The sequence below is a fragment of the Phaeobacter sp. genome (genome assembly GCF_022825805.1).
GTDB lineage: Bacteria > Pseudomonadota > Alphaproteobacteria > Rhodobacterales > Rhodobacteraceae > Phaeobacter.
This window is the reverse complement of record NZ_JAJDWC010000131.1, coordinates 23,888-36,167: the sequence shown is the minus strand read 5'-3', so window position 1 is coordinate 36,167 and position 12,280 is coordinate 23,888. Positions and strand designations below refer to the sequence as shown.

The following is a 12,280-nucleotide window of genomic DNA, read 5'->3' as shown; positions in this document are numbered from 1 at the left end:
AAGCAATTCGCCGATGCGATCCTGAGATTCTTCCGCGAAACCATCCCCAAAGAGTGGAAAACATTCCGAGATCAGGTCTCAGACAACTTCAGGGTCATAACACACGAAAAATTTCGGGTTTTGGGGTGAGTGCGGTATAGAACAAAACGCCGTCAATCTGCTGGGCAATGGTGTCATCACGTTCACCCAGTACGACCACATGGGCGGTTCCTGTAATTTGCGGACGGAGTTTCGCAACGGCAGGAACAAAGGTCGTATCGATGAATAGCACCTGATCTTCGGCATGGTTGATGATGTAAATCAGCTGTTCGGGTGTCAGCCGCGGGTTGATGGTGTGGCAAACGTACCCTGCGCCCGAAACGCCGAAGTAGATCTCCAGATGTCGACGGTTGTTCCAGGCGATTGTTCCGCAACGGGCCCCTTGTTTGATCCCGAGACGGTCCAACGCGGCTGCCAGTTTCCGGGCGTTGGATTCGATGTCTGCCCAGGTCACATGAGTCGTTTCGCCAGATGTTTCGACCGAGGTGACCGTGGTGGATCCATGAAAACGGCCCGCGTGTTCGATCAGGGATCCAATGGTCAGTTGTTTGTGCATCATTTTGCCGAACATATGCGTCACCTCTGTTGTCTCAAACTCATCAAGCTGTTGCGTCCGCTTTGATCATATCTGCTGCTTTTTCTGCGATCATGATCGTTGGGGCGTTGGTGTTGCCACCGATCAGACGCGGCATCACCGATGCGTCTACAACGCGCAGCCCTTGCAGCCCATGAACCCGCAGGTCCGGTGCAACGACAGCCAGATCGTCCTGGCCCATTTTGCAGGTGCCCACAGGATGATAGATCGTATCGGCCCGGTTGCGAATATGCTCTGCAAGCGCGGCATCATCGGGCTCTTCGGTTATGAACAGCTCTTTGTCCGCGAAGGCGGCTATGGGGTCAGCCGCCATGATCTCTCTGGCGCGTCGGACCCCTTTGATCAGCACTGCCAGATCCTCCGGGTCGGAGAGGAACTGCGGATCAATCGCGGGGCTGGCCAGCGGATCTGCCGATGCAAGCCGAACGGAGCCGCGAGATTTTGGCCGCAACACGCAGGTGTGACAGCTGAAGCCATGGCCAAGATGCAGCTTTCGGGCGTGATCATCCACGATGGAAATCACGAAATGCAGTTGGATGTCCGGGCGGTCGATTTGCGGATCAGTTTTCAGGAATGCGGCGCCTTCGGCAAATGGCGTGGCGATCATACCGCCGCCTGTCTTGCGCCAGGTCAGCATATGGCGCAGCAACGCCAAGCTGCCACTTGCGGAAATTCCAAAATTGTCGCGATCCTTGCTTTTGTACGCGAGCGTGAAATCCAGATGATCCTGGAGGTTCTGTCCAACGCCCGGCAGTTCGTGGATCATTTCGATGCCGTGCGGGCGGATGTCGTCCGGGCGACCCACCCCCGACAGTTGTAAAAGCTGCGGGGAGTTGAAGGTGCCGCCGCTCAGGATCACTTCTTTACCTGCGCGCACCTGCCGGACTGAGGATTTGTGCTGGTATTCCACCCCAACCGCCCGTTTGCCGTCAAAGAGGATCCGACGGGCCTGTGCGGCAGTGATCACGGTCAAATTGGGCCTGTGGAGCACGGGATGCAGATAGGCTGCGGCGGCCGAACAGCGCTCTCCCACGCGGTCAGCTTGGTGGAACTGGGTCACCTGACAGTGGCCGATCCCTTCATTGTCGCCGCGGTTGAAATCGGTTTGGTGCTTGATCTGAAGGGTTTGACCGGCCTCAACAAAGGCATCAGTGACGGGGCGGGGTGCGTCTTGATCGCGAACCTGCAAGGGGCCGTTTGCCCCGTGCAGCGAATCTTTGCCGCGTGCGTTGTTTTCGGATTTGCGAAAATAGGGCAGGACAGAATGCCAGTCCCAGCCTTCGCATCCAAGTTCGGCCCATTCGTCATAGTCACGCGCATGTCCGCGCACGTAGAGCATTGCGTTGATGGCACTTGATCCGCCCAGAGCCTTGCCGCGGGGCTGATATCCTCGGCGGCCATTCAGCCCAGGCTGCGGGACGGTCTCAAAAGCCCAGTTGTTGATCCGGGGGCGACCCGGCAGCATCGCAACGACAGCGGCGGGTGCCCGTACAAGCAGACTGTCCCCGCGTCCTCCGGCTTCTAACAGGCATACGCTGACATTCGGGTTCTCGCTCAGCCGGGATGCCAGGGTTGCTCCTGCGGATCCCCCTCCAACGATGACGTAGTCAAAGTCCATTCTGTCCCCCCTGCTCACGAATAGCAGCAAGCGATGGATGTGTGGGACCTGTCCAGCCTGACCATACGTCAGATGGAATATGCCTGTGGCTGTCTATCGCTAAAAAAAAGAGAGGGATATGGTGCCCAGGAGAGGACTCGAACCTCCACGTCCATACGGACACTAGCACCTGAAGCTAGCGCGTCTACCAATTCCGCCACCTGGGCAGGTGTCGTGAGGGGCGTATACGGGGAACCGTTGGGGGCGTCAAACGGAAAATGCGCCTTTTTTCCGGATCCTGCCCCCTTTCCGGTTTTGCCGGTCTACGCCGCCTTTTTGAAGTTCATCTGATGGGCGATGTAGTGGAGAAACCGGTGCCAGGCGTCACAGGCATCAGCGTTCCACTCTTCCTCCAATGTGTCGGCAAGGGCCGTGATGAAGCTGACGATGAAGCCATCGAAATGGGCATCGGTGATCTCGATATCGCGGTGTTTTTTACCCTGATTTCGCAGAATCATCTCCAGTTTCTCTGGATGATCCACCGCTTCGATGATGTGGGTGAGAGACACCAGCAGCTTCTCTTCCTGTTGCGACATATCCGCCGGAAACATCGACCTGGTGTCGGGGCAGGCCGCGAAGAATTTGCTGTAAAACAACGGCACGAACCGATCCAGGTCCATTTTCTCGCTGTTGACATTTTGCAGGATGAGATTGCGTTCACCGTTGGTGAGTACAGTTTCACCGTCGCTCATTTACTTGCCTCGTTTGAGTTCACACTAATTGGGGGGATCTTCAGTCGAACGGAAAGTAGATGGCGCTGCTGAATTTCGGGTTAATGAAACAGTAGGTGTGGGTATGTAACTGGTACCATTTGCGCCCTTGTTTCACAGGGGTTAGAGCGATAGATCAAAACGAGAGCTAACGTAGGAGCCAAGAGATGTCCAAACTGGTTACCATCTATGGCGGGTCCGGTTTTGTCGGCCGTTACATTGCGCGTCGCATGGCCAAGGCAGGGTGGCGCGTGCGCGTTGCGGTCCGTCGTCCCAATGAAGCCATGTTTGTCAAACCATACGGTGTGCCAGGCCAGGTAGAACCGGTGCTTTGCAATATCCGCGATGATGCCTCTGTTGCGTCAGTCATGCAGGGTGCGGATGCAGTGGTAAACTGCGTTGGCATTCTGAACGAACTTGGCAAAAACACGTTTGATGCGGTGCAAGCCGATGGGGCAGAGCGGATTGCCCGTCAGGCGGCCCAAGCCGGTATTGATACGATGGTGCATGTTTCCGCCATCGGCGCGGATACAAACGCCGACAGTGCCTATTCACGGTCGAAGGCGGCTGGTGAGGCTGCGGTGCTACAACATGTGCCAACGGCCGTCATCCTGCGGCCGTCGGTTGTTTTTGGGACTGAGGATCAGTTCTTCAACCGGTTTGCGGCCATGACCCGGCTGTCACCAATGTTGCCGATTGCGCATGCCGACACGAAATTCCAGCCCGTTTACGTCGACGACGTCGCGAAGGCGGCGGTTGCGGCGCTGACCGGTGCAGCGCCTGCTGGCGTTTACGAATTGGGCGGACCCGAGGTGAAATCCTTTGGCGCGCTGATGAAACAGATGCTTGCCGTGATCAATCGCCGTCGGATGATTGTGTCGCTGCCTGGTTTTGTCGCGCAGATCATGGCCTTGGCGTTTGATCTGCTGCAGAAAGCCACCCTGCAACTGGTGGAAAACAAAATCCTGACGCGGGATCAGCTGAAAAACCTGAAGCGCGATAATGTGGTGTCTGACCAGGCCAAAGGGTTTGCGGATCTCGGTATCCAGCCTGTGTCGCTGGCGTCGGTTCTGCCTGATTATCTGTGGAAGTTCCGTCCATCGGGTCAGTACAATGAAATGATGGAATCGGCGCGCAATCTGCACAACGATCTTTGATCTGGCAGATCGCCTGAATTGGAGCATGCAATAAAAGGCGCCGAAGGTTCGGCGCTTTTTTATTGTGGCAATGCTCGTTAGCCTTGGTAGGCGACAACCAGCAGAATGATCCCCAGTACAACCCGGTAAATCACATATGGAGCAAAGCTGATGGTGCGCAGGAGGCGCATCATGATGGCCAACGCCGCCAGTGCGGCCAGCATCGACAAAACGGCCGCGATTGCCGCATCGGCCAATAGGCCGGGTTGGTCTGCAAATGTTGTATCTGCACCCAGTAAAACGGCTGAGGCCAGTATCGTCGGGATCGACATCAGCATCGAGAGCCGTGCCGCATCCAGCCGCGTATACCCCAGATGTCGTGCGCCCGTGATGGTGATCCCTGATCGGGAGGTGCCGGGAATGAGGGCCAGCATCTGCCACAGCCCCATGATGAACGCGTCTTTCAGCCCCCAGCTGCCTGCAGATTTTCGTTCAGGCGCAAAGCGGTCCGCGACATAAAGCACTAGGCCAAAGCCCAACATGGTCCAGCCAATCACCGTGATGGACCGCAGGGCATCGCTGAGGCCGGTAAAATGCAGGATCGCGCCCAGGATGACTGTGGGGATCGTTGCAACGATCAGCCCCATCGCCAGTCGCGCTCCATCGCTGTCCAATCGGCCGGTCAGCGCTCTGGGCAGGCCAAGCAAGCCAATTTTGACATCAGACCAGAAGAACAGCACCACCGCGAACAAGGTGCCCACGTGCACCGCAACGTCGATAACCTGTCCCTGATCTTCCATTTGTGTGAGGCCAGGCAGCAGAATGAGATGGCCCGAGGATGACACGGGCAAGAACTCGGTGACCCCTTGAATCAAGGCGATCAGGATCAGTTGAAACAGCGGCATCATTCACATCCATCTTCGACAGTCCAGAAATCGCAAAACTCGCTGCAAGAGTAAATCCTTTGTTCGCTTGAACTTTTACACAACTTGGTCCGAACCGGACCTGAAAATGCTGTACATTCTCTGGTGAACGGGTATTCAACACTTCAGAGTCGCTCTAAAAGGTCAGGAAAACTTACCTTTATGTGGAGCGCAGTTATTCGCAGCCAGCCAGCATGGAGTTCCCGCCATGGCAAAGCAACCTATGCTTAAATTTGTGCAAATTGATCGCGACATGCCTCTGAAGCGGTCGGCGGATACGCGCAAAGAGGATTTCGACGAGATCTATGCCGAATTCGCGGCGACCAAAGCGCAAGAGCAATCGAGCCGGTGCAGCCAATGTGGTGTGCCTTATTGCCAGTCCCATTGTCCTTTGCACAACAATATCCCCGATTGGCTCCGCCTCACGGCCACAGGTCGGATGCAGGAAGCCTATGAAACCAGCCAGGCGACCAATACCTTCCCAGAGATCTGTGGTCGTATTTGTCCGCAGGACCGGTTGTGTGAAGGCAACTGCGTGATTGAACAGTCCGGTCATGGCACTGTCACCATCGGCGCTGTGGAGAAATACATCACAGACAAAGCCTGGGACGAAGGCTGGGTTCAGCCGATCAAACCTGCGCAGGAGCGCCGCGAATCTGTCGGTATTATCGGTGCTGGGCCTGGTGGGCTTGCGGCAGCAGACATGCTGCGTCGCGCAGGTGTGAAGGTCACTATTTATGACCGCTACGACCGCGCGGGTGGCCTGCTGACCTACGGCATTCCAGGTTTCAAGCTGGAAAAGGACGTTGTGATGCGCCGCAATCAGCTGCTGGCTGATGGCGGGGTCGAGTTTGTGATGAACTGCAACGTCGGGCAGGATATCTCCTTTGAGGATATTCGCGCGAAACATGATGCCGTGATCATCGCAACCGGCGTCTACAAGTCTCGTGATTTGGAAATGCCGGGGTCCGGTGCAGACGGTATCGTCAAGGCGATTGATTTCCTGACAGTGTCCAACAAGGCGGCCAACTTTGGCGACAGCATTGAGGCGTTCGAGAACGGTAGTCTGAATGCTGCAGGCAAGCGTGTTGTCGTGATTGGTGGTGGTGATACGGCGATGGATTGCGTCCGTACATCCATTCGTCAAGGCGCGACATCGGTGAAGTGTTTGTATCGTCGGGACCGCGCCAACATGCCGGGATCGCAGCGCGAAACGCAAAACGCCGAAGAAGAGGGCGTGATTTTCGAATGGCTGACCGCACCGCGTGGCTTTACCGATCAGGCCGGCAAAGTGGCGGGTGTGATGGTCCAGAAAATGCGTCTTGGCCCACCTGATGCAACGGGTCGTCAGGCACCAGAGGTCATCGAGGGTTCGGATTACGTTGAACCAGCTGACCTCGTGATCAAAGCCCTGGGGTTTGAGCCAGAAGATCTGCCAACGCTTTGGGAGCAGCCGGAACTGCCGGTGACACGCTGGGGCACGATCAAGGCAGCCTTCCAGACTGGTGCAACGGATATGGATGGCGTTTATGCCGTCGGCGATATCGTACGCGGTGCCTCGCTGGTGGTTTGGGCGATCAAAGATGGTCGCGATTGCGCCGAAGCAATCCTGAACCGTTTTGACGCTGCCGCCAGCAGCATCGCCGCTGAATAAGACAGATTTTCTACCGGGCAGGCGCAGCCCTTGCAGGGCCGCCCACCGGAACGGGAGCAATGATATGACAAAATTTGATGCAGATTGGGCTCGCGCCGAAGAAGCCAAGCGCAAGTGGATGGCCGAAAACGGTCTCTATGCCGAGGAAGAAGAGCATTCGTCCTGTGGTGTTGGCCTTGTGGTTTCCGTCGATGGCGCGCGCAGCCGCAAGGTTGTCGAGGCGGGTATCGACGCCCTGAAGGCAATTTGGCACCGGGGCGCGGTGGATGCTGATGGAAAAACCGGCGATGGCGCCGGGATCCATGTGCAGATCCCTGCACCTTTTTTCTATGATCAGGTCCGCCGCACCGGACACGAGCCGCGCGAAGATCAGTTGTTGGCTGTGGGACAGGTGTTTTTGCCGCGCACGGATTTCGGAGCGCAGGAGCGCTGCCGGACCATCGTGGAAACCGAAGTTCTGCGCATGGGCTACTACATCTACGGATGGCGGCATGTGCCCGTTGACGTCACATGTCTGGGCGAGAAAGCCAATGCCACCCGTCCCGAGATTGAGCAGATCCTGATCTCCAATTCCAAAGGTGTGGATGAAGAGACTTTTGAGCGTGAGCTTTACGTCATCCGGCGCCGCATCGAAAAAGCCGCAGCTGCTGGCGGCATTGGGGAGCTGTATCTGGCGTCTCTGTCCTGCCGGTCGATCATCTACAAAGGTATGATGCTGGCCGAGCAGGTTGCGGTGTTCTACCCGGATCTGATGGACGAGCGCTTTGAATCTGCATTCGCGATTTACCACCAGCGCTACTCCACCAACACATTCCCGCAGTGGTGGTTGGCGCAGCCGTTCCGGATGCTTGCCCACAATGGCGAAATCAACACGCTGAAGGGCAACCTCAACTGGATGAGAAGCCATGAAATCCGCATGGCATCATCCACCTTCGGGGACTACGCCGAGGACATCAAACCCATCGTTCCTGGCGGCGCGTCCGACTCGGCCGCTCTTGACGGGGTGTTTGAAGTTCTGGTGCGCGCCGGGCGGTCGGCGCCGATGGCCAAAACCATGTTGGTGCCAGAAAGCTGGTCCAAACAGGCGGTGGAACTGCCACAGGCCTGGCGGGACATGTACTCCTACTGCAACTCGGTCATGGAACCCTGGGACGGTCCGGCGGCTTTGGCAATGACCGATGGGCGCTGGGTCTGTGCGGGCTTGGACCGCAATGGTCTGCGCCCGATGCGGTATGTGGTGACCGGAGATGGTTTGGTGATTGCCGGCTCCGAAGCCGGAATGGTCCCGATCGACGAGGCGTCGGTGGTTGAAAAGGGCGCTCTGGGTCCGGGGCAGATGCTTGCCGTGGACATGAAGAAGGGCAAACTGTTCCACGATACCGAAATCAAGGACAAGCTGGCGGCAGCACTGCCCTTCGGGGATTGGGTGCAGCGTATCAATGACCTCGATACCACGCTGGCCAAAGTGACCGAAACGCCGCTGTTCTCCGGCGATGATTTGCGCCGCCGCCAGGTGGCAGCGGGCTATACCATCGAAGAATTGGAACAGATTCTGGCGGCCATGGCTGAGGACGGCAAAGAAAGCCTCGCTTCGATGGGGGATGACACCCCGTCTGCGGTTCTGTCCAAAATGTATCGCCCGCTGAGCCATTTCTTCCGTCAGAACTTCTCCCAGGTAACCAACCCGCCCATCGACTCCTTGCGTGAATACCGGGTGATGTCGCTGAAGACACGATTTGGTAACCTGAAAAATGTGCTGGACGAAGACAGCTCGCAAACCGAGATCATCGTTCTGGGCAGCCCCTTTGTGGGCAACGCACAGTGGGATGAACTGGTGCGCAATCTGAATGCGCCTCTGGCGGAGATTGATTGTACGTTTGAGCCTGGGCAGGGCAATTTGAACGCTGCGCTGCTGCGCATCCGGGCCGAAGCCGAAGAGGCCGTCAGCTCTGGCGCTGGGCATATTGTGTTGACCGATCAGCATTCGAGCGAAAACAAAGTCGCCATGCCGATGATCCTCGCAACATCTGCGGTTCATTCGCATCTGACCCGCAAGGGGCTGCGCACCTTCTGTTCGCTCAATGTGCGTTCGGCTGAGTGTATCGATCCGCACTACTTCGCGGTTCTGATCGGCTGTGGTGCCACGGTTGTGAACGCCTATCTGGCAGAGGACTCTTTGGCCGACCGGATCGACCGAGGCCTGTTGGATGGCAGCCTGACCGAGAACATTGCGCGCTATAGAGAAGCCATTGACCAGGGTCTGCTGAAGATCATGGCGAAGATGGGTATCTCGGTTGTGTCGTCTTATCGCGGTGGTTTGAACTTTGAGGCTGTAGGTCTGTCGCGCGCCATGTGTGCGGAATATTTCCCGGGCATGACCTCTCGCATCTCCGGTATCGGTGTCACCGGTATCCAGACCAAGCTGGAAGAGATCCACGCCAAAGCATGGTTGGGCGGCCAGGACGTTCTGCCCATCGGCGGGTTCTACAAGGCACGCAAATCCGGCGAAACGCACGCATGGGAAGCAACCTCCATGCATATGATGCAGATGGCCTGTGACCGTGCATCGTTTGAGTTGTGGAAGCAGTACTCCGCCAAGATGCAGGCAAACCCGCCGATCCATCTGCGTGATCTGTTGCAAATCAAACCGCTTGGCACGGCGGTACCGATTGAGGAGGTGGAATCGATCACCTCGATCCGTAAGCGCTTTGTCACCCCCGGCATGTCGCTGGGAGCGCTGTCGCCTGAGGCCCACAAGACGCTGAATGTGGCGATGAACCGGATTGGCGCAAAATCCGACTCTGGTGAAGGCGGCGAGGATCCAGCACATTTCGTGCCGGAGCCAAACGGTGACAACCCGTCTGCAAAGATCAAACAGGTGGCTTCAGGCCGATTTGGTGTGACCGCAGAATACCTGAACCAGTGCGAAGAGCTGGAAATCAAGGTGGCCCAGGGCGCCAAGCCTGGCGAGGGCGGCCAGCTGCCGGGAATGAAGGTCACCGATCTGATTGCCCGTCTGCGCCACTCCACCAAAGGCGTGACGCTGATTTCGCCGCCGCCGCACCACGATATCTACTCGATCGAGGATCTGGCGCAGCTGATCTATGATCTGAAACAGATCAATCCGCGCTGCAAAGTGACGGTGAAACTGGTGGCGTCCTCCGGTGTTGGCACCATTGCAGCAGGCGTGGCCAAGGCAAAAGCGGATGTCATCCTTGTTTCTGGCCACAACGGTGGCACAGGCGCGTCACCCGCGACGTCGATCAAATATGCGGGCCTGCCATGGGAAATGGGCCTCACTGAGGCGCATCAGGTGCTGGCGATGAACAACCTGCGGGATCGCGTGACATTGCGCACCGATGGCGGGCTGCGCACAGGACGTGATATCGTCATGGCCGCAATGATGGGTGCCGAGGAATATGGCATCGGGACCGCAGCTCTTATTGCGATGGGCTGTATCATGGTGCGCCAGTGTCAATCCAACACCTGCCCGGTTGGTGTATGCACCCAGGACGAAGCACTGCGGGGCAAATTCACCGGCTCTGCCGATAAGGTGGTGAACCTGATCACTTTCTATGCTCAGGAAGTGCGTGAAATCCTGGCCTCCATTGGTGCGCGGTCCATGGATGACATCATCGGGCGCGCAGATCTGCTTGCGCAGGTGTCGCGTGGGTCTGCTCACCTCGATGATCTTGATCTCAACCCGATGCTGATCACCGTCGATGGTGCGCATGACATCAACTATGATCGCGATCGTGAACGCAATGCTGTGCCAGATACGCTGGACAAGGAAATCGTGCGCGACGCGGCTCGTTTCCTGCAAGATGGCGAAAAAATGCAGCTGTCTTATGCTGTTCAGAACACGCATCGGACCGTGGGTACCCGCACGTCGAGCCACATTGTCCAGAACTTTGGCATGCGCAACACGCTGCAGCCCGATCATCTCACTGTTAAGCTGCAGGGATCTGCGGGCCAGTCTCTTGGTGCTTTTGCAGCCCCTGGGCTGAAGCTGGAGGTGTCGGGTGATGCAAACGACTATGTTGGCAAAGGTCTGTCCGGCGGCACCATCGTCGTGCGTCCACCGATGGCATCGCCTCTGCAGGCCAGCGAAAACACCATCGTGGGCAACACCGTTCTGTATGGTGCCACGGATGGGTATCTGTTTGCAGCTGGTCGGGCCGGGGAACGTTTCGCTGTGCGAAACTCTGGTGCGCATGTCGTGGTCGAAGGCTGTGGCGCCTGTGGCTGCGAATATATGACCGGCGGTGTCGCGGTTATTCTGGGAACCACCGGTGCGAACTTCGGCGCTGGTATGACCGGGGGGATGGCATATCTCTATGATCCTGATCACAAAGCCGAAACCCTGATGAACATGGAAACCTTGGTGACATGTCGGGTGACGTCAGAGCATTGGGAGAACCAGCTGAAAACTCTGATCGAGCGTCATTTGGAGGAAACCGGTAGCCGCCGGGCTGCGGATATCCTGCAACATTGGGAAACAGAGAAAGCACATTTCCTGCAGGTCTGCCCGATTGAAATGCTCGAAAAGCTGCCGCACCCGTTGACCTTGGACTCAAAGGCCGTACCAGCAGAATAAGGTTCGGCCTCGTTACAGCAGAGTTTGCCCAGTTTTGACCGCTCCAGTTCGTATTTGCGGCTGGGGCGGGCTGGGCAAACTCCTGCAGATACAGGATTTCGCGGCTAGAGCCAGAGGTCAGACTGGCCTATAGAAGGCTATGGCCAAGACTGCGAAAAAAAGTGGAAAATCCGGTTCGTCTCAGGCGAAAGGATCTTTGAAAACACGACTGCATTCCGCTTTCAGGCGGGGTGTAGAGCGGTTTCGGGCAGGGCTGCGCCGCTGGGTCAAGCGGTTGGCGCTCGGCGCCCTTTTGATCACGTTGATCCCTATCTTACTGTTTTCCGTGGTAAACCCGCCCACAACATTTACGATCTGGTCTGAATACAGGCGGCTTGGCGATATTGATCGGGAATGGGTTCCGATCGAAGCTGTTGCACCTGTTCTTGCGCGTTCTGTTGTGGCCGCTGAAGACGCCAGGTTTTGTCAGCATTGGGGCCTTGATGCGCAGGCCATTCGCGCCGCGCTTGCAGATGGCGGGCAACGCGGTGCGTCGACGATCTCCCAACAGGTGGTGAAAAATGTGTTCCTGTGGCAAGGGCGCAGCTGGTTCCGCAAGGCGCTGGAAACGTTGATGACCCCAATGGTCGAGGCCATCTGGACCAAGCGGCGCATCCTTGAGGTGTATCTCAATCTTGCGGAAATGGGCGAAGGCATCTTTGGCGTCGAAGCCGCCTCCCGCCATTACTTTGGCGTTGGCCCTGATGAGCTGACAGCGCGACAGGCTGCATTGCTGGCGTCTGTTTTGCCCAACCCAAAACAACGCTCTGCCGCACGACCAACGGATTTCATGCGCAAGCGAGCCGCTCAGATTGTTGATGGTGCGGCTACCATCCGCGCAGACGGTCGTGCAGCCTGTTTCGAGGATTGAAACTTTCCAAACTTCGGGGCATTGCTGTCTGGCCCCTCACCATCTGCAACAGGAGACCC

General features: G+C 57.2%; 8 protein-coding genes, 1 tRNA gene and 1 pseudogene. 5 read left to right on the top strand and 5 right to left on the bottom strand.

All coding sequences use genetic code 11. From position 1 onward, the window contains the following. Positions 1-129, top strand: a pseudogene (locus Q0C28_RS17785) (IS630 family transposase); the annotation flags it as partial. Here the strand turns inward: Q0C28_RS17785 and Q0C28_RS15280 are convergent. From Q0C28_RS15280 to Q0C28_RS15265, 4 genes are all read right to left on the bottom strand, one after another. Beyond that, positions 95-610, bottom strand: coding sequence for an AMP-binding protein (locus Q0C28_RS15280; protein WP_293577053.1), 516 nt, complete (start codon positions 608-610; stop codon positions 95-97). The pseudogene Q0C28_RS17785 and the gene Q0C28_RS15280 sit on opposite strands and share 35 nt — an antisense overlap. Before the next feature lie 28 nt (positions 611-638). Then, positions 639-2,252, bottom strand: coding sequence for a GMC family oxidoreductase N-terminal domain-containing protein (locus Q0C28_RS15275; RefSeq protein ID WP_293577051.1), 1,614 nt, complete (start codon positions 2,250-2,252; stop codon positions 639-641). Positions 2,253-2,371: 119 nt separating this feature from the next. Next, positions 2,372-2,458, bottom strand: a tRNA-Leu gene (locus tag Q0C28_RS15270). Positions 2,459-2,554: 96 nt separating this feature from the next. Further along, entirely contained in the window at positions 2,555-2,983 is a 429-nt protein-coding gene (locus tag Q0C28_RS15265) for a globin domain-containing protein (protein ID WP_293577049.1), read from the bottom strand. A 185-nt stretch (positions 2,984-3,168) separates the two neighbouring features. Here Q0C28_RS15265 and Q0C28_RS15260 point away from each other — a divergent pair, with 185 nt between their 5' ends. Further along, positions 3,169-4,158, top strand: a complete 990-nt coding sequence (locus Q0C28_RS15260) for a complex I NDUFA9 subunit family protein (RefSeq protein WP_293577047.1) — start codon at positions 3,169-3,171, stop codon at positions 4,156-4,158. Between the two features lie 77 nt (positions 4,159-4,235). Here Q0C28_RS15260 and Q0C28_RS15255 read toward each other — a convergent pair whose 3' ends face one another. Further along, positions 4,236-5,042, bottom strand: coding sequence for an undecaprenyl-diphosphate phosphatase (locus Q0C28_RS15255; protein ID WP_293577045.1), 807 nt, complete (start codon positions 5,040-5,042; stop codon positions 4,236-4,238). A gap of 226 nt (positions 5,043-5,268) precedes the next feature. Here Q0C28_RS15255 and Q0C28_RS15250 point away from each other — a divergent pair, with 226 nt between their 5' ends. The 3 genes from Q0C28_RS15250 to mtgA all read left to right on the top strand — a co-directional run bounded on the left by Q0C28_RS15250 (position 5,269) and on the right by mtgA (position 12,221). After that, positions 5,269-6,714, top strand: coding sequence for an NAD(P)-dependent oxidoreductase (locus Q0C28_RS15250; RefSeq protein ID WP_293577043.1), 1,446 nt, complete (start codon positions 5,269-5,271; stop codon positions 6,712-6,714). A gap of 64 nt (positions 6,715-6,778) precedes the next feature. Continuing rightward, positions 6,779-11,311, top strand: coding sequence for a glutamate synthase large subunit (gene gltB / locus Q0C28_RS15245; RefSeq protein ID WP_293577041.1), 4,533 nt, complete (start codon positions 6,779-6,781; stop codon positions 11,309-11,311). Between the two features lie 139 nt (positions 11,312-11,450). Continuing rightward, positions 11,451-12,221, top strand: coding sequence for a monofunctional biosynthetic peptidoglycan transglycosylase (gene mtgA / locus Q0C28_RS15240; protein ID WP_293577040.1), 771 nt, complete (start codon positions 11,451-11,453; stop codon positions 12,219-12,221). The last annotated feature ends 59 nt before the right edge of the window (positions 12,222-12,280 follow it).

Bases quoted from the DNA above. Each gene is read 5' to 3' on its own strand.
- Q0C28_RS15280 (WP_293577053.1), bottom strand. From the start codon at position 610: ATGTTCGGCAAAATGATGCACAAACAACTGACCATTGGATCCCTGATC.
- Q0C28_RS15275 (WP_293577051.1), bottom strand. From the start codon at position 2,252: ATGGACTTTGACTACGTCATCGTTGGAGGGGGATCCGCAGGAGCAACC.
- Q0C28_RS15265 (WP_293577049.1), bottom strand. From the start codon at position 2,983: ATGAGCGACGGTGAAACTGTACTCACCAACGGTGAACGCAATCTCATC.
- Q0C28_RS15260 (WP_293577047.1), top strand. From the start codon at position 3,169: ATGTCCAAACTGGTTACCATCTATGGCGGGTCCGGTTTTGTCGGCCGT.
- Q0C28_RS15255 (WP_293577045.1), bottom strand. From the start codon at position 5,042: ATGCCGCTGTTTCAACTGATCCTGATCGCCTTGATTCAAGGGGTCACC.
- Q0C28_RS15250 (WP_293577043.1), top strand. From the start codon at position 5,269: ATGGCAAAGCAACCTATGCTTAAATTTGTGCAAATTGATCGCGACATG.
- gltB (WP_293577041.1), top strand. From the start codon at position 6,779: ATGACAAAATTTGATGCAGATTGGGCTCGCGCCGAAGAAGCCAAGCGC.
- mtgA (WP_293577040.1), top strand. From the start codon at position 11,451: ATGGCCAAGACTGCGAAAAAAAGTGGAAAATCCGGTTCGTCTCAGGCG.